Genomic DNA, 22,698 nt, shown 5'->3' with positions numbered 1-22,698 from the left:
CCCTCCCCGCGCACGCCGTCCCCCCGCGCAGCTCCGCCGGCTCCTTCGACCACGCCTACACCTGCGCCGCCCCCGCCGACATCGCCGCCGACGGCGCCTGGCACTCCGTCGCCGTCCAGGACATCCCCGTCGAGGCGGCCACCGAGTACGTCACCGTCCCCGCCGTGGAGGAGGCCGTCTACGCCACCGTGCGCCTCACCAACTCCTCCCGCCACGCGCTCCTCGCCGGCCCCGCCGACGTCAGCATCGACGGCGACTTCCTGATGACGGTGCCGCTCGCCACCCTCGCTCCCGGCGAGCGCCGCGCCATCGGCATCGGCGTCGCCGAGAGCATCCAGGTGGTGCGCCGCGCCCACATGGAGGAGTCGACGGCCGGCCTGCGCCTCGGCGGCGCCGGCGGCAGCACCGTCCTCGACCACCGCGCCGAGATCGAGCTCGCCAACCGCTTCCCGCACCCCGTGGAGGTGCGCATCACCGAGCGCGTCCCGGTCAGCGCCGAACGCGACGTCAGGATCGAGGAGACCGAGCCCGGTTGGACGGCGCCGGACGCCCCCGCCGCCGAGGCGCACTTCCACGTCCGCGGCACCCGCGAGCGCACCGTCCGCCTCGAACCCGGCCGCACCGCCACGGTCGCCGCCGGCTACCGCATCCGCATCCCGGCCGGCAAGGCCCTCGTCGGCGGCAACCGGAGGAACTGATGGACGACATCCGCCCCCTCCCCGTCACCGCCGTCACCCTGCTGGAGGACCGCGCCCAGCTCACCCGCACCGCCGACGTCGAACTCGGCCCCGGCACCCGGCGGCTGCGCCTCGGCCCGCTCACCCCGCTCGCCGTCGACCGCGGCCTGCGCGCCGAGTCCGCCACCGCCGGCGTCACCGTCCTGGACGTCCGCCTGGTCCGCCGCTGGGAGCCCCGCCCGCCCTCCGGCCCGGACGCCGACCACAGCGAGCTCGCCCGCCGCGTCCGGGAGCTGGGCCGGCTCCTCGACGTCCAGGCGCACACCGAGCGGCGCGCCGTCGTCCGCCTGGAGGCTGTGGACGAGGCCCGCGCCGCCCTGCACGAGGAGATCGCCGCCGCCGCCGGCTGGGGGAAGCCCGACCCGCAGCGCTGGGCGCGCGAACTCGCGGTGCTGGACGCCCAGTCCGCCGACCACGGCGACGCGCTGGCCCGCGCCCGCTCCGGCCTCGCCGAGCTACGCTCCCGGCACGCCGAGGCCCGCCACGCGATGCAGCGCGCCGACCGCCGTCCCCCGGAGGTGCGCTGCGAGCTGGAGGTGACGGTCGCCGCCGAGCAGGCCGGGCCCGCCCGCCTGGAGGTCGTCCACCTGGTGCCGTGCGCGCTGTGGCGGCCGGCGTACCGCGCCGAGCTGACCGACGGCGACACCCGCGTCCGGCTGGAGACCGACGCCGCGGTCTGGCAGCGCACCGGCGAGGACTGGCACGGCGTCGCGCTGCGGCTGTCCACGGCCCGCCCGGCGCGGCCGTCCGCCCCGCCCGAACTCCTCGACGACGAGCTGGTACTGCGCGACCGCACCGCGGAGGAGCGCCGCACCGTCGAGGTCGGCCTGCGCGAGGAGGACGCCGCCACCGTCGGCGAGGACTCCGCGGGCGCCGGCGCCACCTCGGCCGCGCCCGGGCTGCCGGGCGTCGACGACGGCGGCGAGACGCGGCTGCTGGACGCCCCGGCCCCGGTCGACGTCCCCTCCGACGGGCAGCCGCACCGCATCCCGCTCGGCGCCTTCGAGGCGCCGGTCCGCACCGAGCGGGCCTGCGCGCCCGAACTCTCCCCGGCCGTCGCCCCGGTGGCGCGGTTCGCCAACGAGGGCGGGCGGGTGCTGCTCGCCGGCCCCGTCGACCTGGTGCGCGGCGGCGGCTTCGGCGGACGCGGCGAGCTGAGGTTCACGGGGGTGGGCGCGCCGGTGCGGCTCGCCTTCGGCCCGGAGAGCGACTACCGGGTGGTGCGCAGCGTCGAGGAGCACCGCGAGCCGTCCCGGCTGCCGGGCGGACGCACCGTCACCACCCGCACGGTGCGGGTCTTCCTCTCCCGGCTCGACAACCCGGACGCCGCCGAGCCGCGCACGGTGGTGGTGCGGGAGCGCATCCCCGTCTCGGAGATCGACGCGGTCACCGTGGCCCTGCGCAAGGACCGCTGCGCGCCGGCGCCGGACGCGTCCGACGCCGACGGCATCGTCACCTGGACGGTCACCCTGGCCCCCGCGGAGCGCCGGACGCTGGAACTCGTCTACGACATCACCGCGGGGGCCAAGGTCAGCGGCCTCGCCCCGTAAGGGGCGCGGGGGGCTGCGCGAGCGGGCAGAGCCGACCGGTCAGTTCGCGATCACCTCGGCCACCCCGGGCGCCGCCGACCCGGCCGTCCACGCCAGCCGGACCGCATCCGCGGACACACTCCCCACGTCCAGCCGGGTGAACGCCCCGTCGAGCGCGCCCACGGTGCGCCACGCGCCGTCCACCCGCACCTGGACGTCCGCCGAGCCCGCGTTCGCCAGCACCGTCACCGTGTGCACGGTCCGCGCCGCCGGATAGGCCACCGTCAACGCGTCCCCCGCCGCCGGCGCCGTTGCCCCGCGGTAGAAGGTCGCCGGGCTGCCGTCCGCCGCCGCGGCGAGGCCGCTGCCCGCCGCCGGTGCCGGGGCGCCCGTCACCGCCGGCCGGTCGGCGGTCGTCACGGTGAACTCCCGCACCACCACCCAGTAGTCCTGGCTCGCCGTCACCCGCGCCCGGACGTACCGCGCGGTCGTCCCGGCCGGGGCGTCCGCCGTCACGTCCGGCGCCGCGGAGAACGCGGAGAGCTGGTGCCAGGCGGTGCCGTCCGCCGAGTACTCCAGCGTCCCGGCGTGGATGTAGTCGTTGGGGCTGCTGCTCTTGGACATGTGCAGCGCCACCGACGACACCGGCTCGGACTTCCCCAGGTCGACGCCGACCCAGTCGCCCACCGACGGCGCCGCGCTGGACCAGAAGTAGCTGGAGTCGTCGCCGTCCACCATCCGGTCCGGCGTGTTGCCGCTGTAGACGCCCATCGAGGTCTGCCCGGTCGGCGCGGGCGGCAGCCCGAGCGCCGCGCGGTAGGCGGTCTGCGCCTTGGCGACGAAGCCGTCCAGCACGCCGGGGCCGACCACCACCGGGACCTTGTTGCCGTTCATGTCGACGTAGACCGGCGCCTTCGCCGCCGCCACCAGCGACGGCAGCTGCCGCTCCAGCGCCCAGGCCGCGGCGCCGTGCCCGGCCTTCGCCTCCTCGACCATCCGGAGCGCCGCGAGATCGGCCTTCGCCCACCCCGTCGCGGCGTCCAGCCAGGGCGAGGCGTCGGTGGCGAACCCGGTGTCGGGCAGCTTGGCCCGCAGCACGGCGGGCGCGTCCCGCAGCGCCGCGAGGGCGTCGCCGAGCGCGGCGGCCGGCGCCTTGCCGGCCCAGTAGCCGGCCATCACCGCGGAGAGGTCGGGCGCCTCGGTGCTGTCGATCGCCGAGGAGTAGTTGACGTCCGCGAAGGCGCGCAGCGCCTTCTCCACCGCCGGGCTGCCGCCGGCCATCTCGTGGACGGCGTGCAGCCAGGACTCCCGCGCGTCGTACCCGGAGTCGTTCCAGGTGAAGTCGGCGACGGTGGCCAGCGCCAGCTTCGACGCGTACGGCTGGATCATCGGGTTGGCGGTGATCCCCGCGAGCTGCTCCGGCAGCCCCTGCTCGCGTCCGGTGAACGGCCCCAGCAGCAGCCGGGACGTGGTGTAGTCGTTGACCGGGTAGTTGTCCCAGGTGAGGATCGGGTGCCCGAAGACGGCCTTGGCGGCTTTCGCCTGAGCCACCGTCATGGTCGGGGCGACCACGCCCACGCCGGTCCACTCCACCACCACGTTGCCGTCCAGCTGGGTGCGGATGGCGGTCTTGTAGGCGCTGTCGGTGGTGTCGTAGTACTCCGTCGGCACCATCTGCAGCGGCCGCGCCCCGGGGTGGGTGGCGATGAACTGCTGGTTCACCCGGTTGAGGAGGTAGGCCTGGGCGGCGCCGGCCGCGCCGCCGCCGGTGCCCCACCTGGCCTTGTCGGCGTCGCAGTTCCAGGTGGTGTAGCTGATGTCGTCGAGCGGGACGGCGAACTGCCGGACGCCGATGTCCCACAGGGTCTGGAACTTGTCGGTGAGCGCCTTGAGGTCGGTGTCGGAGCTGTAGCAGACGCTCAGCCCGGGGGAGAGCGCGTAGGTGAAGTCGACGTGGTTCGCCGTCGCCCGGTCCACCAGCTGCTTGATGACGGCGAGCTGGTCGGCGGGGTAGGGGTCGCGCCACTTGTCGCGCAGATAGGGGTCGTTCTTCGGCGAGTAGACGTAGGTGTTCATCTTGTGCGCGCCGTAGAAGTCCATCTGGTCCAGGCGCGCGGCCGCCGACCAGGGGGTGCCGTAGAACCCCTCGATGACGCCGCGCAGGCCGGTGGCCGGCCAGTCGCGGACGGCGAGGCCCTGGACGGCGCCGCCCGGCCGGCCGCGGTGCGGCAGCACCTGGCGCAGCGACTGGGCGGCGTAGTAGGTGCCGGTGGCGTCGGCGCCGGAGAGCACGATCCTGCCGGGGCCGTCGCCGCCGGCGCGGCCGGCGGCGAGGACGTAGCCCTCGGCGGCGAGCCCGCCGGTGCCCTGGACGCCGAGGGCCTTGAGGGCGTCGGCGGAGGCGGCGTTGTGCTCGCCCGGTCCGCCGACGTAGACGGCGAGGCGGCCGGGCGAGGGCTTGGCGGTGACGTCGACCGCGTCGGCGCCGGCGGCCTTCAGGGCGCTCTTGGCGAGGGCGAGGGCCGCGGGGTCGGTGGCGTCCCCGGTGACGACGTCCACCTGCGGGGTGACGACGACATGGTCCGGACGGACGTGCTCCGACTGCGGGTTCGGGGTGATGACGGGGGCCGACGGCGCCGCGGCGGGCGCCGGGGCCGGCGGATCGTCGGCGTGGGCCTGAGCGGGGGCCGCGAGGAGCGCGGCGCCGAGCAGCAGGCCGCCGAGTAACGGCAGGGGACGGTGCTTCTTCCGGTGCATCGGGAACTCTCCACGGGTCGGCGGTGAGCCGGGGGACTTCGTGCCGGGGGACAACGTGAAGGACTAGACCACTCACCACCGTGTGCGTCAATGCGCGCAACCGCACCAGTGGGAGCACATCCGAAAATCGCTACCGCGCCGCCCCGGGCTCCTCGCCGCGCAGCATCCGCACGAACGCCCGCACCCCGGCGATGATCTCCCGGTTCTCCGTCAGCCGGTCCACCACCGCCTCCAGTTCGCGGCCCAGCGCCTCGACGCGGGCGTCCAGCTTGGCGTCCAGCTCCTCCGTCCGCCGGAACGAGGAGGCGCTCAGCGCGTCCAGCACCCGGCGGGTCTCCTGCTGCGCCCGGTACTGCTCCTCGACGCGCGCCTCCAGCTCCCGCACCCCCGTCGCCGCCCGGTCGGCCCGGGCCCGCGCCTCGGCCGCGTCGTCCCGGGGGAAGCGCACCTCCCTGCCCAGCACCGCCAGCCGCGCCCGGAGCGCCAGCAGGAACGCCGACAGCGGCCGGAACCCGGTGCTCACCAGCGCGAACGCCGCGAACCACCAGCCCACCTGACGCCCCGACAGCAGCGTCACCGCCACCAGCAGCAGCGTCGTCCCGAGGTGCCCGGCGAGCGCCGCCCGCAGCGCCCAGCGGGCGATCCGGGACGCCTCCGCCCCATGCTGCTGCGGCACCGCGAGGCCCCGCCCGCGGCTCTCCACCGCGTCCGCGGCCACCGCCCGCGCCCGGAACCAGACGTTCCACGGCACCGCCACCAGCACCGCCAGCCACAGCAGGCACAGCCCGCCGGCAGCGGCCCCCAGCACATCGCGACCCGGCAGCCCCAACCCCCGCACCGCCGCGAGCGCACCCACCGCGACCGCCACCGCGAACGCGCCGACCAGCACAGCCCGACCGAAACCCTTCATCGGCACAGCGTGGACCCGGCGGCGAAGCCGCGCCTGAGCACCGCTACTCAACTTGCCGTGGCCCGCATAGGGTTGCCGTTCATGAACGCTGCCGCTGCCGCCGCCGGCCCCGCCGCCGCCACGGAGATCCTCCACGACCCCGACCGCCGCCTCTGGCTGCTGTCCGGCCCGCGCACCTCGTACCTCATCGCGCTGCGCGAGCATGACATCCTTGTCAACCTGTACTGGGGCCCCCGGATCTCCCTCGCCGACGCCGCCGAGATCTCCGACGGCCATCTCGCCGGCGGCGCCAGCAGCTTCGGCGCGGCCGGCGACGGCCGCGAGGAGTACCCCGTCGACGGCGGGCCGCGCTTCGCCCAGCCCGCCCTCGCCGTGCAGCGCGGCACCGTCCGCGGCATCGAGTGGACCCACCGGGGCGCCTCGGCCGAGGGCACCGGGCTCCGCCTCGACTTCCACGACGCCGGGCACGCCCTCGACATCGCCCTGCACTACCGGCTCCGCCCCGGCCACGACATCCTCGAGCGCTGGACGGAGCTGACCTACCACGGCGCCCCGGCCGCCCCCGAGGAGTTCACCGCGGCGGACGCGCCGCTGGAGCTGCTCCGCGCCGACGCCGCCGCCTGGCCCGTCCCCGCCCGCGACGGCTACCGCCTCTCCCGGCTGCACGGCCGCTGGGCGGCGGAGACCCAGCTCACCCGCGGCCCGCTGGCCCGCGGCACCACCGTCCTCGCCTCCCGCTACGGCCACACCAGCCACGCCGAGAACCCGTGGTTCGCGCTCGACGACGGCACCGCCGACGAGGAGCACGGCGAGGTGTGGAGCGCCGCGCTGGCCTGGTCCGGCTCCTGGCGGATCGCCGTCCAGCAGCTCTCCAACGACGCCGTGCAGGCCGTCGGCGGCCCCGGCCACGACGACTCCGGGGTCGCCCGGCTGGAGCCCGGCGAGAGCTACACCTCCCCCGTCTTCGCCGGCCTGTACTCGGACGGCGGCCACGGCGCCGCCTCCCGCGCCTGGCACGCCTGGCAGCGCGCGCACATCGTTCCCGACGCCGACCAGGTGCGGCCGGTCCTCTACAACTCCTGGGAGGCCACCGGCTTCGACCTCACCGAGCAGGGCCAGAAGGACCTGGCGACGCTCGCCGCCGGCCTCGGCGTCGAGCTGTTCACCACCGACGACGGCTGGTTCGGCGAACGCGTCAACGACCGCGCCGGCCTGGGCGACTGGACGCCCAACCCGGACCGCTTCCCCGACGGCCTCGCCCCGCTCGCCGAGCACGTGCGCTCGCTCGGCATGAAGTTCGGCATCTGGGTGGAGCCGGAGATGGTCAACCCGGACAGCGAGCTGTACCGGGCGCACCCGGAGTGGGCCCAGCACCGCCCCGGCCGGCGCCGCACCGAGATGCGCAACCAGCTGGTCCTCAACGTGGCCCGGGAGGACGTCCAGGAGTACCTCTTCCAGCAGCTGGACGCGCTGCTGTCGTCGGCGCCGATCGACTTCGTCAAGTGGGACATGAACCGCCCCTTTACGGACGCCGGATGGCCGGGCGAGCCCTACCCGCGGCGGCTCTACCTGGACCACACCCGCGGCGTCTACCGGATCATGGACCGGCTGCGGTCGGCCCACCCCGGGCTCGCCATCGAGTCCTGCTCGGGCGGCGGCGGCCGCATCGACCTCGGCGTGCTGCAGCGCACCGACCAGGTGTGGACCTCGGACAACACCGACCCGCTGGACCGCCTCACCATCCAGCACGGCTTCTCGCAGATCTACCCGGCGCGGGTGATGTGCGCCTGGGCGACGGACAGCCCCAACTGGCTCAACGGCCGCGTCACCAGCCAGCGCTACCGGATGCGCTCGGCGATGGCCGGCGTGCTGGGCCTGGGCGGCGACCTCACCGAGTGCAGCGAGGAGGAGCTGGCGGAGCTGGCCGAGCGGGTCGCCGAGTACAAGACGGTCCGCCACCTGGTCCAGCTGGGCGAGCTCTACCGGCTGCGCGGCACGGGGGACGGCACGACGGTCGTGGAGTACGCGGCGGCGGACGGCGCCGAGGCGGTGGTGCTGGGGTGGCGGCAGGGGCCGCACTTCGGCGCGTCCGCCCCGCGGGTGCGGCTGCGCGGGCTCGACGCGTCGGCGCGCTACCGCACGGCGGACGGCAAGGCCGAGCACAGCGGGTCCGTACTGATGCGGCACGGGCTGGAGTTGGCGGAGCTGAAGGGCGAGGAGCTCAGCAGCACGCTGGTGCACCTGGTCCGGGTCTAGGAGAGCGGTACGTGCGGCGCCGTGTCCGCCGCCGCTGCGCCCCGGCACCCCACCCGGGCGCCTCGCGCCCGAAGCGGGGTGCCGGGCCCCTTCGCGGGAGCGCGTTCGCGTACTAGCGTGCGGAGCACCACCCGCCCACAGCGCTGTGGAGGTCGCCGCATGTCCGTCTACTCGCGTCCCAACACCCCCGGAAGCGTCGTCGACTACGAGTCCAGGTACGACAACTGGATCGGCGGCGAGCGGGTCGGCCCCGTGAAGGGGCAGTACTTCGAGAACCCGACCCCCGTCACCGGCCAGACGTTCACCGAGGTGGCCCGCTCCACCTCCGACGACATCGAGGTGGCGCTGGACGCCGCGCACCGCGCCGCCCCCGCCTGGGGCCGCACCTCCGTCGCCGAGCGCGCCGGGATCCTCAACCGGATCGCCGACCGCATCCAGGAGAACCTGGAGAAGCTCGCCGTCGCCGAGGCCTGGGAGAACGGCAAGCCGGTCCGCGAGACCCTCGCCGCCGACCTGCCGCTCGCCGTCGACCACCTCCGCTACTTCGCCGGCGCCATCCGCGCCCAGGAGGGCGGCGTCTCGCAGATCGACGACGACACCGTCGCCTACCACTTCCACGAACCGCTGGGCGTGGTCGGCCAGATCATCCCGTGGAACTTCCCGATCCTGATGGCGGTCTGGAAGCTGGCGCCGGCGCTCGCCGCCGGCAACGCGGTGGTCCTCAAGCCGGCCGAGCAGACCCCGGCGTCCGTCATGCTGCTGATGGACCTCGTCGCCGACCTGCTGCCGCCCGGCGTCGTCAACGTCGTCAACGGCTTCGGCGTGGAGGCCGGCAAGCCGCTGGCGTCCAGCAGCCGGATCCGCAAGATCGCCTTCACCGGGGAGACCACCACCGGCCGGCTGATCATGCAGTACGCCTCGCAGAACATCATCCCCGTCACCCTGGAGCTGGGCGGCAAGAGCCCCAACATCTTCTTCGAGGACGTCGCCCACGCCCACGACGACTACTACGACAAGGCCCTCGAGGGCTTCACCATGTTCGCCCTCAACCAGGGCGAGGTCTGCACCTGCCCGAGCCGGGCGCTGATCGCGGGCCCCATCTACGACAGCTTCCTCGGCGACGCGCTGGACCGGGTCCGCGCGATCAAGCAGGGCAACCCGCTGGACACCGAGACGATGGTGGGCGCGCAGGCCTCCAACGACCAGCTGGAGAAGATCCTCTCCTATCTGGAGATCGGCCGGAACGAGGGCGCCAAGGTGCTCACCGGCGGCGAGCGGGTCGACCCCGGCGGCGACCTGTCCGGCGGCTACTACGTGGCGCCGACGGTCTTCGAGGGCGACAACCGGATGCGGATCTTCCAGGAGGAGATCTTCGGCCCGGTCGTCTCCGTCGCCCGCTTCGACGGCTACGACGACGCCATCAAGATCGCCAACGACACCCTCTACGGGCTCGGCGCCGGCGTCTGGACGCGCGACATCAACCAGGCCTACCGCGCGGGCCGCGCCATCCAGGCCGGCCGGGTGTGGACCAACTGCTTCCACGCCTACCCGGCGCACGCGGCCTTCGGCGGCTACAAGAACTCGGGCATCGGCCGCGAGAACCACAAGATCATGCTCGACCACTACCAGCAGACCAAGAACCTGCTGGTGAGCTACTCGACGAAGAAGGCGGGCCTGTTCTGATGGCCGCCGCGACCGCCAGGGTCGCGGTGACGCCGGCCGCCGCGGGGATGCTGCGGCGGCTGGCGTCCGAGCACGGCCCGCTGATGTTCCACCAGTCCGGCGGCTGCTGCGACGGCAGCTCCCCGATGTGCTACCCGGACGGCGAGTTCATGACCGGGGACGCCGACGTCCGCCTCGGCGAGCTGGAGGTGGAGGGCGTCGAGCGCCCGGTGCCGGTGTGGATGTCCCGCGACCAGTTCGCCTACTGGAGCCACACCCACCTCACCATCGACCTGGTGCCGGGCCGCGGCGCCGGATTCTCGCTGGAGGCGCCGACCGGTCATCGTTTCCTCATCCGCTCGCGGGTGTTCACCGACGAGGAGGCCGCACTCCTGCGCGATCCGACGACGTAATCGAATTGTTGTCATACATAAGGGGGCGCGGGGAATTCTCCGGAGCCGGAATGCGTTGCGCTCCGTTTCCGGACCGAGGTCCCGACAATTTCCGCTGCCCGCGAACGCGCCTTCGGACCGCCCGGGCGTACTACCGTGAGGTGCATGTCACAGCAGAACGCCCCCGGCGATGCAACGGCCTACGTCGGACTTCCGGCCGACGAGGCGGAGGTCCGCGCCCGCGCGGACGGCTGGCAGACCGTCCGCCGGCTCCCCAAGGACGCGATCGTCACCATGGAGTTCATGCCCGGCCGGCTCAACCTGACGGTGGAGGACGGCGCCGTCACTCGCGCCTGGATCGGCTGAACAGGCCCGCGGAGTCCGCCGGCCCGGCCCCCCGGCCGGTCGCGGAGGGCTCCGCCGGCGGCAGCGCCGGAGAGTCGTGCTGCTGCTCCGGCAGCGGCGGGTACAGCTCCGGCAGCGGCGGCCCGACGAAGCGCCGCAGCTTGAACCAGAGCGCCTGCGCCCGCAGGTCGATCCGCTCCACCAGCGGCTCGGCCAGCGGCAGCACCGCCAGCGACAGGGCGCCCACCACCCAGCCGTCCAGAACGTCCGAAACCCAGTGGGTACCGAGGTAGACGGTGGTGGCGCCGATCCCGCCGGCGAGCACGCCCGCCGCGATCGCGCCGCGCTTGCGCCAGTGGCGCGCGAGGTAGGCGAGCAGCCCCCAGGTGACCACCGCGTTGGAGGTGTGGCCGGAGGGCATGATGTCGCCGCCGGGGCCGTAGTGGAAGATCCCGGACGTCCAGGGGTCCATGTTGTAGTGCGGGCCCAGCCGGCCCAGGCCGACCTTGAAGACGCCCGCGAAGAGGTTGATGGTCAGCACCGCGAGGCCGAGGAAGAGGATCGGCCGCCAGCTGCGTTCGCGCCAGGTCTTCCAGAGGATCCAGGGGGAGATCATCAGGACCGACGGCCACCGCTGGCCGAGCACCACGAACGCGTTGAGGAACCCGTCGAACTGCGGGAGGCGCTGGTCGGGGTGCTTGAGCATCACCACCCAGTCCAGGTGGACGATCGGCAACGTGAAGATCACCGCGATGACCAGCGCGAGGTGCACCGCCACGAGCCCGACCAGCAGCGCCGTGTGGCGTCTGCTCGGTCTGCGGAGGATGCGCTTCCGCGCCTCGGCGATCTTCGGGTTCCTGGGCACCCTTTCGACGTTACCGCGTGTGATGACTGCCCCCTGCAGTAGCTTCCCTGGCCGTGACCTCGACGTGACCGGGAATCCCCTCCCGCCGTACCGCCGGCCCCTGACGTTGGTCCTGCGCGCTGTGCTGCCCGTTTTCCGTACGCTTCCCGTCCGCGATCCGGCCATGCAGGTCACCGCATGCCGTCCGCGCAATCCTTTACCCGACAATCATGGGACGTATTGCCGCTGACGTGCAGTTCCACCGTCCGAATTTCACCACTTGTCGCCGAGCTGTGGCAGAAAGGATGGCCAATCGCTATCGATGCGTTGCACAGCGCCGCGCCCGAGGCGGGGCAGCGGCCCGAAGACCGGCGCGGAACTGCGGCGTTGGCGCGCAGGCGGCGCGCCGATCGCGCGGACCGGGCGCCGCTGCCCGCCGGACGGGCGTCCTCCGGCGGCGCACCGGCCGCCGGCGCGGCACGTCAGAGCTGGGTGGGGGCCGCGTGCGCGCGGCGCTCGCCGGAGCCGGGGGCGACGGCCTCCGGGGCGGCGGGGGCCTCCGGCTGCTCGGGCATCGCCGCGGTGTAGCGGAGCAGCGCGAGGCGGCCGATCCCGCCGTAGGCGCCCAGCGGTTCGGCGTGCGGGCAGCCGGCCGCGGCGGCGGCGCCGGCGAGCAGGCCCTGCGGCAGCTCGGGGCCGATCGCGCCGGCGGCGAGCACCGGCCGCTGCACGCCGGCGGCGCGCAGCCGGGCCACCGCGTCCACGGCGGCCTGCGCGCCCTCGGGGCCGTCCAGCGTCACGGTCGCCACCTGCACCGCCAGCCGGGCGGCCAGCAGCACGCCGGTGGCCTCGGTGGCCTCCGCGGCGTCCGCGCCGCCCACGGAGCCCAGCACGATGCCGTCGGCGGCGGTGGAGACGGCGAAGAGGCGGGCGCGGTCGGCGCGCGCCAACCCGGCCTCGGAGAGCCGCACATGGAGCGCCTCGGCGAGCAGCGGGTGCGGGCCGAGCGCGGTGGTGACGGGCGCGGGCACCCCGGCCGCGGCGACGGCGGCGCGCACCGCGTCCTCCAGCGCCGGGTGCGGCGCGGCGAGCAGCGGGACCACGACCGCGGCGGCGCCGCCGGCCGCGATCGCCTCCTTGCGCGCGTCGGCGCAGGCGTGCAGGGCGTCGGCGAGCGAGTCCTCGGAGCCCTCCAGGAAGCCGTATCGGACGTCCGCGCCGGGCTGCTCGGCGCGGGCCAGTCCGGCCAACTCGGCGGCCAGGAAGCGGTGGTCCGAGGTGTAGGCGCCCGGAACCGCCAGCACCAGGGCCGGCGCGTCCGGGGGCACCTCGACGGACTCGGGGCGGCGGTGCCGTCCGCCGGCGGCGCGGGAGCGCGGCACGCGGACGGGGAGGGCCGGTTCGTGGTCAGGCGCGGAACTCATGTCGCCGCAGCCTAATCGCCTTTGCTGCGGGCATGCGGGGGGACCCGTCAACTCGGCGTGTACGACGACAGGTTCGTACGGTTCTGTCCGGTTCTGCGGCCTGGCGCCACGATCCGGACCCCGGTACGTGCGATCGGCGTGCCGCACGATGGCCGTCGCAGTGGTTTTGCGTCGGTCTTCGGGCGGTGCGGCGAGCGTGCGTGCCGGGCGTCGCGACGCCGCGGAGATCCGTCAGAAGCGGCCTAGGGGAGGCGCCAGTCCATCGCGGGCGCGCCCTGCTGCTCCAGCGCGGCGTTGGTGCGGCTGAAGGGCCGGGAGCCGAAGAAGCCGCGGTCGGCGGACATCGGCGAGGGGTGCGAGGACTCGATGCAGGGCACCCCGCCGAGCATCGGCCGCAGATTGCGGGCGTCCCGCCCCCACAGGATCGCCACCAGCGGCCGGCCGCGCGCCGCCAGCGCGCGGATCGCCTGCTCGGTGACCTCCTCCCAGCCCTTCCCGCGGTGCGCCGCGGGCTTGCGGGGGGCGGTGGTCAGCGCCCTGTTGAGGAGGAGCACGCCGCGCTGCGTCCACGGCGTCAGGTCTCCGTTGGAGGGCGGCGGGAAGCCGAGGTCCTGCTGGTACTCCTGGAAGATGTTGACCAGGCTGCCGGGCAGCGGGCGCACCTCGGGCGCCACCGAGAACGAGAGCCCCACGGCGTGGCCCGGCGTCGGGTACGGGTCCTGGCCGACGATCAGGACCTTCACCTCGTCGAAGGGCTGCTGGAAGGCGCGCAGGATGTTCGGCCCGGCGGGCAGGTAGGTGCGGCCCGCGGCGACCTCCTGCCGGAGGAAGTCGCCCATCGCCGAGACGCGCCCGGCGACGGGGTCGAGGGCCTTCGCCCAGCCTGCTTCGACGGTCTCGCTCAGCGGTCGTCCACTCACGCCCCGCACCCTACAGCTCCTGACGGGCAGTCATCCCTCCGGCGCCGTCAAGCCGACCCGCCGTGCGGCCCGCTAACCCGCCGACATCCGGAAGTCGTAGCGCTCCGGCACCGGCTCGCCGGGGAACGCGGCCGTCCACAGCCGGCTCAGGGCCACCTCGCCCTCCCGCAGATCGGGCACCTCGAACCCCTCCTCCAGCAGCTTCCGGGCCCGCGCCAGCTCGCCCGCCTCCACCGCGGCGCGCGCGGTGAGCATCCGGACCCGCCCGCGCTCCCGCACCTCCGTCGGAAGCGTGTCCACCAGTTCCAGCGCCGCCGCCGGCAGGCCGGCCTCCAGCAGCAGCCCCAGCGCCTCCGCCGCGAGCTGCCACAGCCCCGGCGCCCCGGACGCCGCCGCCCGCGCCTCCTCGGCCGCCTCCGCGAGCAGCCCGCGCTCGGCGAGCAGCAGCGCCCGGCCGCGCCGCGCCCACGGCGTGGCCCGCTCCGCCAGCGACGCCGCGTAGTGCGCGTCGGCCGCGTCGAGCCGGCCGGCGGTGTGCGCCAGCACCCCGCGGTGGTAGTGCGTCAGCCAGCTCTGCGGCGCCGCCGCCAGCAGCCCGTCCCACTCCTCGCCGGTGACGTAGGAGACGGGCGCGGCCGTGCCGTCCCCGTCCGGCAGCGCGCCCGTCGCCCGCAGCTCGCGCCAGGGCCGCTGCTCCGCGCCGAGGCTCTCCTCGGGGAACGGCGCCGCCGCGGTCGAGACGCCGGCCAGCGCACCCCATCCGGAGCCGGTGTGCAGCAGCCGCGCCGGCGCGGCGTCGAAGCACGCCGCCTCGGCGTCGGCCTCCGCCCTCGGCAGCGCGGACGCCACCGCGCCGCGCGCCGCGTCCAGGTCGGCACCGTGGGTGAGCGCCGGGTCGGCGGCGAGCGGCTGGTAGGTCTCGATCCACCGCCAGGCGGCCCCGGCCGGCAGCTCCAGGTGCTCGAACTGGGTCTGGGCGACGCCGCCCTGGATCTCGGCGTACGGGCCGTTGCCGCGCTCGGTGAGCCACTCCGCCCACCGCCGCCCGCCGGCGTTGACGCCCCAGGCGAAGAGCTTGCGGCCGCGCAGCCGGGCGGTGGAGGAGTGCAGCAGCCCGGTGCCGTCCGCCTCGACCGCCGCCTCCCAGGGGCGCGGGGTGCCCTCGGGGATGTCGAAGAACCAGTCGCCCGCGTACTCCGATCGCCCGGGGTAGGTCCAGTCGCGGCCGTCCTCGGCGGCGGCCACCGGGACCGCGCCGATCCGCCCCTCGTAGCCGGTGGCGAAGGCCCGCTCGCCGGGGGCGAGCACCCGGGTGTCCGGGGTCTCGGGGACGGCGATGTTGGACCACCAGTAGAGGGGTGCCGGCCGCCGCGCCGGGTTGCGCACCTCGACGCGCACCTTGAGGGCGGGCCCGCCGCCGGTCTCCGCCCCGGGCTCCGGCAGCCAGGCGTCGATCCGGAAGACCAGCCCGCGCAGCCGCTCGTACTCCCACATCCGCACCGCCGGCCCGCCGTCGGGGGCGGTCGCCTCGGCGGCGAAGAGCGGGGAGCAGGTGGTGGGGGCGTGGCCCCGGGTGCCGAGGTTCCACTCCACGCCGCCGGCGAGCCAGGCGTTGCGCAGCGCCAGGTTGGCGGGCTGCACCACGGGGTTGCGGTAGAGCAGCTCGGTGCCGGTGCGCAGGTCGGTGAGCGACCAGAGCCGGCCGCCGAGGCCGGGCAGGAAGACGGCGCGCAGCAGCCCGTTGTCGAGGACGAGCGCGGGGTGGTCGGCGGGGGAGCGGTCGCGCCCGTAGCCGTCCTGGAGGAGATAGGGGTGGATCGAGCGGACGGCGCCGCGCTCGGCGTTCTCGCGGACGCCGGCCGGGACGGAGTCCGGGTCGAGGAGGTAGGGCTGGTCCAGCTCGGGACGGAGCCGGGGCAGCGGGTCGAGCGGGCCGACCGCTGCGGTGGGAAGCGTCAGGTCGGCGGGCTCCAGGCGGGCGCGAGTGCTCATCCGCTCACCCTAGACGCGTACTTGGGTTCGCGGGAGCGCGGTAGTGATCAATTTTGATCACTTCTGGGAAGTGTCTGGCATGTCCAGAATGCGTAACTCACGGTGACATGAGAGCGTGTCCCTGCCGATCATCCTGACCGAGCCAACAAGGAGTGATCATGGGTATCGACGACCTGAAGAACCAGGCGGCGCGGCAGTCGGAGGGCAGGGCGAAGTCCAACGTCCCGACGCCCAACGACCTCGCCGAGCGCGCCCGGGCCGCCGCCCAGCGGGCCAAGGAGAACGCCGCCCGCACCGCAGGCGAGGCGCGGGACAGGGCGGAGGAGCCGCGCGACAACGACTCCTGAGGTCGGCCGATCGACCCGAGCGGCGCCCCGGTCCGGATCCCCGGACCGGGGCGCCGCCGCGTGCGCCCGACGCCCCGTCAGCCCCGCGGCGGCAGCGGCGGCCGCCGCAGGTCCGGCCGCGGCGCGTCCGGCCCCGGGGGCTCCGCCGCCGGCGCGTCCTCCAGCAGCTTCAGCGCCACCCCCACCGCCGCCGACAGCTGGGCGTGCTCGCCCGTCACCCAGTTCTTCGGCGCCCGCACCACCTCGATGTCCGGCGGCACGCCGTGGTTCTCCACGCCCCAGCCGTAGGAGCGCAGCCACGCCGCGTTCCGCGGAATGGTGATCACCGTGCCGTCGCCGAGCCGCTGACGGCCCGTCATCCCCACCACCCCGCCCCAGGTGCGGGTGCCGATCACCGGGCCCAGGTGCAGCATCCGGATCGCCGCGGTGATCATGTCGCCGTCCGAGCTGGTCGCCTCGTCCGCCAGCGCCACCAGCGGGCCGCGCCGCGCGTTGCCCGGGTAGGTCACCGGCGCCGAGTCGCGCGTCGCGTCCCAGCCCAGCACCGTCCGCGACAGCCGCTCCACCACCAGCTCCGAGACCTGCCCGCCGGCGTTGCCGCGCACGTCCAGCACCAGCGCGTCCCGGGTCAGCTCCAGCCGCAGGTCCCGGCTGAACTGCGCCCAGCCCGAGCCGCCCAGGTCCGGGATGTGCAGATAGCCGCAGCACCCCCGGCTCAGCTCCCGGACGATCGCCCGGCGCGCCGTCACCCACTCGTGGTAGCGCAGCGGCCGCTCGTCCAGCAGCGGGGTGACGGCCACCCGGTGGATCGCCGAGGCGTCCCGCTCCGGACGCACCGTCAGCTCCACCGTGGTGTTCGCCGCCGCCGCCAGCAGCGGCCCCGGGCCGCGCACCGGGTCCACCGGCCGCCCGTCCACCGCCAGCAGCGCGTCGCCCGGCCGGATGCCGGTGCCGGCCAGCGGCGAGCGGGCCCGCGGATCGGAGGACTCGCCCGGCAGGATCTTGGTGAACCGCCACTCCGAGGTCTCCGGGTCGCGCACCAGGTTGGCGCCGAGCAGGCCCAGCGCCCGCTGGTAGCGCACCGGGCCCTCGTCCCGCCGGGCCGGCGTCACATAGGCGTGCGAGGTGCCCAGCTCGCCCACCAGCTCGGTGAGCAGGTCGGCGAACTCGCCCGGGGTGGCCACCCGCTCCACCAGCGGGCGGTGCCGGGCCAGTTCGGCGTCCCAGTCGATGCCGCCCATCCCCGGGTCCCAGAAGCCGTGGCGCATCGCCCGGCCCGCCTCCTCGAAGGCGCCCCGCCACACCGCCGCCGGATCGATCTCCGGCATCAGCCGGCGCAGGTCGATGGCGACCGTGCTGGAGCCGTCCGGCTGCTCGGTCGCCGGGACGGCCCGCAGGCTGCCGTCGTCCGCCACCACCAGCCGCCGGCCGTCCCCGGACACCTCGAAGCCGTCGATGTGGTGCGCCAGCACCGTGCGCGCCGCGGTGACCAGCTCGAAATGCTCCAGCGTCGGCCGGCCGCTGGTGTCGTCCGGATCCGCGAAGGTCTCGCCGAGCGCGCCCGAGATCGGCCAGCGCAGCCACACCACCCCGCCGTCCACCGCCGCCAGCGAGGAGTACTTCGAGGCCTGCACCGGGAACGGGGTGACCCGGGACGGCAGCCCCTCCGTGTCGATCACCAACTCGGCCGGCGCGTCCGGCAGCGGATCCAGCCCGCCGGTCGGGGTGCGGCCCTCCAGCGGCGGCGCGAACGGCGACGGCGTCCCGGACGCCAGCGGGATCAGGTACGGCCGCGAGCCCAGCGGGAACGACAGGTCCAGGGTGTGCACGTCGTACACCGGGTCGAAGCCGCGCCAGGAGAGGAACGCCAGGTAGCGGCCGTCCCGGGTGAAGACCGGCGACTCGTCCTCGAACCGCCCGTCGGTGGCCGGCACGATCCGGCGGTCGGCGAGCCGGGCCAGCAGGATGCGGCGCAGCGCCGGCGCGTCCCCCGGGTGCGACCAGGCCAGCCACCGCGAATCCGGCGAGAAGTCCAGGTGCTTGACGGGCCCCCGGGGCGAGCGGGCCAGCTCGGCGGTGGCGCCGGTGGCCGCGTCCACCAGCAGCAGCCGCCCGTCGGAGGAGGCCACCGCCAGCGACTTCCCGTCCGGGGCGGCGGCCAGCTCCAGCACCAGGCCCAGCGGCTCGTGCGGCAGCAGCCGCTGCCGGGAGCCCGGCCCGGTCGGCCGGCCCCCGGCCGCCGGCTCGGCGCCGCGGCCGTCCGTCGCCGGGTCCGGGGGAGCGGGGACGGCGTCCCCGGCCGGCTCCGGCGCGGGCTCCGGGGCGGGCTCCGGGGCGGCCGGCTCGGGCTCCGGAGCCGGCTCCGGAGCGGTCGGGGCGGAGCGCACGCCCTCCTCGGCGTGCGCCGCCGCGTCCGCGTTCTCGTCGCGGGTGGGGCGCGGGCCGAACGCGTCCGGCGCGGTGGGCAGCGGGGCGACGGCGATCCGGTCGTCGCCCCCCTCGTCGGTGACCCAGGCCAGGTGGCCGGTGCGGCCCAGCATCACCGGCAGCCGGCAGCGCACGCCCTGCGCGGCGGAGATCACCCGGGCCGGGCCGTCCCGGTGGGTGAGCCAGTACAGCCCGCCGGCGACGCCGACCGCGCCGGCCCGGCCGGTCCGGTCGCAGGCCCACGCCTCCAGGTGGTCCTCGGCGCGGATCTGGTGGCGGCGGCGGCCCGGCCGCGGCCCGTCCAGCCGCACCTCCAGCCGGCGCGGCCGGACGTCGTCCGCGGTGACGTCCTCCACCAGCCACAGCTCGCCCGCGCACTGGTAGACCACCCGGCGGCCGTCGGTGGCGGCATGCCGGGCGTACCAGCCGTCGTGGTCGGTGTGGCGGGTCAGCCCGGTGCCGTCCGGGCGGCAGGAGTAGAGATTGCCGGTGCCCTCGTGGTCGGAGAGGAACACCACCCGCCCCGAGACCAGCATCGGGCAGGCCAGGTGCCCCTCCTCGGCGCCGACCGGGATCAGCCGCTCGCCGCCCAGCCACAGCCGTCCGATCGCCCCGCCGCGGTAGCGCTTCCAGGCGGCGGGCTCCTGCGGCGCCGAGCCGGTGAGCAGCAGCTCGGCGGGGCGGCCGTCGAGGGTGCCGAGGGCGAGGTCGGCGACCGGCCCGAAGGGCAGCTGCTCGGCGGGGCCGCCGTCCCGCGGGACGCGGTAGGCCCAGGTGTAGTGGGAGAACGGCTGGCCCTGCGAGCCCAGCGCGAGGATCCGGCCGTCGGCGGTCCAGGCCCGCACCCGGGCGTCGGGGCTGCCCCAGTGGGTGAGCTGGACGTCGCCGCTGCCGTCGACGTTCACCAGCCACACCTCGGGGTCGAGGCTGCGCCAGCTGGTGACGGCGAGGGTGCGGCCGTCCGCGGAGAACCGCGGGTGCGCGACCTTGGCGCGGTCCGCGGTGAGGCGCCAGGCGGGCGCGCCGCCGTGCAGGGGGGCCAGCCAGACATCGTCCTCGCACACGAAGGCGACACGGTCGCCCGAAAGATGCGGATGAGTCAGATAGGAGCCGCTCACCCGTCAAACTCTGACGGGAGGCGGTGGTTGCGGCCATTTCGGGGAGGCAGCAGGGGTGACGGCGCCCCGAAGGGGCGCGGGGGACCGCGCGAGTGACCGAGAACCGACCGTGCCCCGGCCACCGCAGCTCCCACCCGGCTCCCGACCCGGCTCCCCGCCCGAACCCCGAAGGGCCGCGCGCCGCGCGCATATGCGCATACGTGGCGCGCCCATCTCATCACACCCTGTGCGTTCTCGCTGGGTCTTCCGGGAACTCTGTACGCCGCCCCGAACCCTCAATTAGCTTGCAGAAGCGCGTATGTGAGTGATCGACAGCAACCGGTGGAACGGGGGGAGGACGGCAGGCATGCTCGGCGGCAGCGGCAGCGGAATGTTCGGCCACATGAACCACTTCGCCTTCGGGTGGGGCACCCCCGTCCTCGCCTACGCGATGGCCTGCATCGGCTCCGCCCTCGGCCTGCGCTGCACCGTCCGCGCGGGCGAGCCGACCGCCACCGCGCGCTCCCGCCGCAACTGGCTGATCACCGCCTCCACCGCCTTCGGCTCCGGCATCTGGACGATGCACTTCGTCGCCATGCTCGGCTTCGGCGTCACCGGCATCACCGTCCGCTACAACGTTGCCCTCACCCTGGCCAGCCTGCTGCTCGCCGTGGTCGTGGTGGGCATCGGCGTCTTCGTCGTCGGACGGCCGCGCGACGGCCGCACCCGCATGCGGACGCTGCTGGTGGCCGGCGCGTTCACCGGCGTGGGCATCACCGTCATGCACTACACCGGCATGGCCGCCGTCCGGCTGCCCGGCCGCGTCACCTACGACCCGCTGCTGGTGGCGTCCTCCGTGGTGATAGCCGTCCTCGCCGCGACCGCGGCGCTGTGGGCCGCGTTCCGGGTGCGCAATCCGCTCGCCGGGTTCGCGGCCTCGCTGGTGATGGGCTTCGCGGTGACGGCCATGCACTACATGGGGATGGCCGCGGTCCGGATCCACCTCGCCCCCGCCGCGAGTCCGGTGCCGGGCGCCGACGCCACCGACTTCGTCTTCCCGCTGGCCGTGGTGCTCGGCTCCTATCTCTTCCTCACCTCCGCGTTCGTCGCCCTCTCCCCGGCCCCGCACCGCGTCCGGGCGGCCGCCCAGTGACGACGCGGGAACCGCAGGCAGCCGACGGCGCCCCCACCGAGCCCGCCCCGGGCGCGGCGCCGGGGCCCGCGGGCGGCGCACCCGGCACCGAATCCACCGGAAGGGACGGCATGGACGCGCTCCCCGCCGGCCGCCACGCCCGACGCGCACCGTCCGAGGCTCCACCTCCGCCCGCGCCGCCCTCCCGCGGCCTGCGCAGCATCCGCGCCCGCGTCGTCGCCCTGCTGATGGTCCCCGTCGTCGCCCTCCTCGCGCTGTGGGCCGCCGCCACCGTCGACACCGCCCAGGACATCGCCCGGTTGCAGGGCGCCGTCGAGGCCGACACCACGCTGCGCACCCCCGTCGCCGCCACCGTGACGGCCCTTCAGGACGAGCGCCGCGCCGCCGCCGTCGTCCTCGCCGCCCCCGACGGCCATCAGCGGGACGTCGCCCGCAGCGCCTTCGGGGCCCGCGTCCGCGCCACCGACGCCACCCTCCCGGCCGTCCGCCGCCTGGTCGCCTTCCGCAGCGCCGACACCGCGCGCCTCGGCCCTGCCGCCGGCACCGGCCTCGCCGACCTCGCCGCCGACACCGCCGGGCTCGGCCCGCTGCGCGCCGCGGTCCGCGGCGGCCGCACCGACCAGCAGCACGTCCTCGACACCTACGGCGAGGCGGTCTCCGCGGGGCTGGACGTCGGCACCGCCCTCGCCGTCCTCCCGGACACCGGCACCGCCGCCTCCTCCGCGGCCGCCACCGCCGACCGCGCCCTCCCCGACCTGGCCCGCGCCCGCGAGCAGCTGGCGCGCGAGGACACCGTGCTCGCCGCGGCCGACGCGGCCGGGACGCTGAGCCCCACCGGCTACCGCGAACTGGTCGGCGCCGCCCGCACCCGCGCCGTCCTCACCGCCGACGCGCTGCCCGGCCTGCGGCCGGCGGACGCGGCGGCATACCGCGCGGCGCTCGCCGCGGAGGACGGCTCGGCCGTCACCGCCGTCGAGCAGGAGGCCGCCGTCGACGGGCCCGGCAGCCGAGCCGCCCAGGCGGCGGCCCAGCAGGGCTGGCCGGCCGCCGGGCCGGCGCTCGCCTCCCGGCTCGCCGCCGTCGAGGACGCCGCCCGCGCCTCCGACACCCGCCGCGACAGCCCCTACGCCGCCGCGCTGCTCACCCCCAACGGGCTCGCCGTGCTGCTCGGCGTCCTCGCGGTGCTCGCCGCGCTGCTCATCTCGGTGCGGATCGGCCGCGGCCTCGTCGTCGAGCTGGGCGAACTGCGCGACGGGGCGCTGCGGCTGGCCCGCGACAAGCTGCCCCGGGCGATGCGGCGGCTGCGCGCCGGCGAGCGGATCGACATCGACCGGGAGGCGCCGCTGCGCACTCGCGGCGACGACGAGATCTCCCAGGTCGGCGAGGCACTGGACGCACTGCAGCGGGCCGCGCTCACCGCGGCGGCGGAGCGGGCCGAGCTGCTGCACGGCGTCTCCGGGGTCTTCGTCAACCTGGCGCGGCGCAGCCAGGTGCTGGTGCACCGTCAGCTGACGCTGCTCGACCAGATGGAGCGGCGCACGGAAGACCCGTCCGAGCTGCAGGACCTCTTCCGGCTCGACCATCTGACGACCCGGATGCGGCGGCACGCCGAGGGCCTGATCATCCTCTCCGGCGCGGCGCCGGGCCGCGCGTGGCGGCGGCCGGTGCCGCTGGTGGACGTGGTGCGGGCGGCGGTCGCGGAGGTGGAGGAGTACCAGCGGGTCGAGGTGCGGCGGATGCCGAAGGTCGCGCTGGTGGGCGGGGCGGTGGCCGACCTGACGCACCTGCTGGCCGAGCTGGTCGACAACGCGACGGTCTTCTCGCCGCCGAACACCACGGTGCGGATCCGCGGCGAGAAGGTCGGCACGGGCTTCGCGCTGGAGATCGAGGACCGCGGGCTCGGCAT

General features: G+C 75.6%; 16 protein-coding genes. 9 read left to right on the top strand and 7 right to left on the bottom strand.

The features are described from left to right. A partial coding sequence (locus BIV57_RS20060) for a DUF4139 domain-containing protein (RefSeq protein WP_139275735.1) occupies positions 1–698 on the top strand: 698 nt, incomplete at its 5' end. After that, on the top strand, positions 698–2,287 hold the full coding sequence (locus BIV57_RS20055) for a mucoidy inhibitor MuiA family protein (RefSeq protein ID WP_071658253.1): 1,590 nt from the start codon (positions 698–700) through the stop codon (positions 2,285–2,287). The genes BIV57_RS20060 and BIV57_RS20055, both read left to right, overlap by 1 nt. Positions 2,288–2,326: 39 nt before the next feature. Here BIV57_RS20055 and BIV57_RS20050 read toward each other — a convergent pair whose 3' ends face one another. Together BIV57_RS20050 and BIV57_RS20045 are read right to left on the bottom strand one after the other, a co-directional pair. Then, the gene (locus BIV57_RS20050) at positions 2,327–5,023 is read right to left on the bottom strand and encodes a glycoside hydrolase family 84 protein (RefSeq protein WP_071658252.1); all 2,697 of its coding nucleotides are present in this window, start codon (positions 5,021–5,023) and stop codon (positions 2,327–2,329) included. A gap of 130 nt (positions 5,024–5,153) precedes the next feature. Next, the gene (locus BIV57_RS20045; protein WP_071658251.1) at positions 5,154–5,933 is read right to left on the bottom strand and encodes a hypothetical protein; all 780 of its coding nucleotides are present in this window, start codon (positions 5,931–5,933) and stop codon (positions 5,154–5,156) included. Positions 5,934–6,014: 81 nt separating this feature from the next. Here BIV57_RS20045 and BIV57_RS20040 point away from each other — a divergent pair, with 81 nt between their 5' ends. The 4 genes from BIV57_RS20040 to BIV57_RS20025 all read left to right on the top strand — a co-directional run bounded on the left by BIV57_RS20040 (position 6,015) and on the right by BIV57_RS20025 (position 10,609). Then, positions 6,015–8,189: an alpha-galactosidase gene (locus BIV57_RS20040; RefSeq protein WP_071658250.1), complete on the top strand. Its 2,175-nt coding sequence runs from the start codon at positions 6,015–6,017 to the stop codon at positions 8,187–8,189. Positions 8,190–8,348: 159 nt separating this feature from the next. Continuing rightward, positions 8,349–9,872: an acetaldehyde dehydrogenase ExaC gene (exaC, locus tag BIV57_RS20035; protein WP_071658249.1), complete on the top strand. Its 1,524-nt coding sequence runs from the start codon at positions 8,349–8,351 to the stop codon at positions 9,870–9,872. After that, entirely contained in the window at positions 9,872–10,264 is a 393-nt protein-coding gene (locus BIV57_RS20030) for a DUF779 domain-containing protein (RefSeq protein ID WP_071658248.1), read from the top strand. The genes exaC and BIV57_RS20030 overlap by 1 nt, the downstream gene beginning before the upstream one ends. A gap of 144 nt (positions 10,265–10,408) precedes the next feature. Continuing rightward, positions 10,409–10,609, top strand: coding sequence for an I78 family peptidase inhibitor (locus BIV57_RS20025; protein ID WP_071658247.1), 201 nt, complete (start codon positions 10,409–10,411; stop codon positions 10,607–10,609). Here BIV57_RS20025 and BIV57_RS20020 read toward each other — a convergent pair. The 4 genes from BIV57_RS20020 to BIV57_RS26520 form a co-directional block, all read right to left on the bottom strand. After that, positions 10,587–11,453, bottom strand: coding sequence for a phosphatase PAP2 family protein (locus BIV57_RS20020; RefSeq protein ID WP_071658246.1), 867 nt, complete (start codon positions 11,451–11,453; stop codon positions 10,587–10,589). The two genes, BIV57_RS20025 and BIV57_RS20020, sit on opposite strands and share 23 nt — an antisense overlap. Positions 11,454–11,914: 461 nt before the next feature. After that, complete coding sequence (locus BIV57_RS20015; protein ID WP_071658245.1) at positions 11,915–12,856, bottom strand: CbiX/SirB N-terminal domain-containing protein; 942 nt, start codon at positions 12,854–12,856, stop codon at positions 11,915–11,917. Between the two features lie 242 nt (positions 12,857–13,098). Continuing rightward, entirely contained in the window at positions 13,099–13,776 is a 678-nt protein-coding gene (locus BIV57_RS20010; protein WP_071658244.1) for a uracil-DNA glycosylase, read from the bottom strand. A gap of 72 nt (positions 13,777–13,848) precedes the next feature. After that, positions 13,849–15,768, bottom strand: coding sequence for a DUF5107 domain-containing protein (locus tag BIV57_RS26520; RefSeq protein WP_071658243.1), 1,920 nt, complete (start codon positions 15,766–15,768; stop codon positions 13,849–13,851). 158 nt (positions 15,769–15,926) lie between these two features. On the opposite strand from BIV57_RS26520, the gene BIV57_RS20000 reads away from it, so the two are divergent. Beyond that, entirely contained in the window at positions 15,927–16,115 is a 189-nt protein-coding gene (locus BIV57_RS20000; protein ID WP_071658242.1) for a hypothetical protein, read from the top strand. A 77-nt stretch (positions 16,116–16,192) separates the two neighbouring features. On the opposite strand, the gene BIV57_RS19995 is transcribed toward BIV57_RS20000, so the two are convergent. After that, positions 16,193–19,660, bottom strand: a complete 3,468-nt coding sequence (locus BIV57_RS19995; RefSeq protein ID WP_071658241.1) for a S41 family peptidase — start codon at positions 19,658–19,660, stop codon at positions 16,193–16,195. A 346-nt stretch (positions 19,661–20,006) separates the two neighbouring features. Here BIV57_RS19995 and BIV57_RS19990 point away from each other — a divergent pair, with 346 nt between their 5' ends. Both BIV57_RS19990 and BIV57_RS26515 read left to right on the top strand, forming a co-directional pair. Next, the gene (locus tag BIV57_RS19990) at positions 20,007–20,792 is read left to right on the top strand and encodes an MHYT domain-containing protein (protein WP_245797820.1); all 786 of its coding nucleotides are present in this window, start codon (positions 20,007–20,009) and stop codon (positions 20,790–20,792) included. Then, positions 20,789–22,698 (top strand): sensor histidine kinase (locus BIV57_RS26515; protein WP_139275733.1); only part of this gene is annotated, 1,910 nt, incomplete at its 3' end. The genes BIV57_RS19990 and BIV57_RS26515, both read left to right, overlap by 4 nt.

This window comes from Mangrovactinospora gilvigrisea (assembly GCF_001879105.1).
Taxonomy (GTDB): Bacteria; Actinomycetota; Actinomycetes; order Streptomycetales; family Streptomycetaceae; genus Mangrovactinospora; species Mangrovactinospora gilvigrisea.
The sequence above is the reverse complement of the archived record's forward strand: the minus strand, read 5'-3'. Positions and strand labels throughout refer to the sequence as shown.

Bases quoted from the DNA above. Each gene is read 5' to 3' on its own strand.
- BIV57_RS20025 (WP_071658247.1), top strand. From the start codon at position 10,409: ATGTCACAGCAGAACGCCCCCGGCGATGCAACGGCCTACGTCGGACTT.
- BIV57_RS19990 (WP_245797820.1), top strand. From the start codon at position 20,007: ATGCTCGGCGGCAGCGGCAGCGGAATGTTCGGCCACATGAACCACTTC.
- BIV57_RS26520 (WP_071658243.1), bottom strand. From the start codon at position 15,768: ATGAGCACTCGCGCCCGCCTGGAGCCCGCCGACCTGACGCTTCCCACC.
- BIV57_RS20040 (WP_071658250.1), top strand. From the start codon at position 6,015: ATGAACGCTGCCGCTGCCGCCGCCGGCCCCGCCGCCGCCACGGAGATC.
- BIV57_RS20050 (WP_071658252.1), bottom strand. From the start codon at position 5,023: ATGCACCGGAAGAAGCACCGTCCCCTGCCGTTACTCGGCGGCCTGCTG.
- exaC (WP_071658249.1), top strand. From the start codon at position 8,349: ATGTCCGTCTACTCGCGTCCCAACACCCCCGGAAGCGTCGTCGACTAC.
- BIV57_RS20055 (WP_071658253.1), top strand. From the start codon at position 698: ATGGACGACATCCGCCCCCTCCCCGTCACCGCCGTCACCCTGCTGGAG.
- BIV57_RS20045 (WP_071658251.1), bottom strand. From the start codon at position 5,933: ATGAAGGGTTTCGGTCGGGCTGTGCTGGTCGGCGCGTTCGCGGTGGCG.
- BIV57_RS20000 (WP_071658242.1), top strand. From the start codon at position 15,927: ATGGGTATCGACGACCTGAAGAACCAGGCGGCGCGGCAGTCGGAGGGC.
- BIV57_RS20015 (WP_071658245.1), bottom strand. From the start codon at position 12,856: ATGAGTTCCGCGCCTGACCACGAACCGGCCCTCCCCGTCCGCGTGCCG.
- BIV57_RS20030 (WP_071658248.1), top strand. From the start codon at position 9,872: ATGGCCGCCGCGACCGCCAGGGTCGCGGTGACGCCGGCCGCCGCGGGG.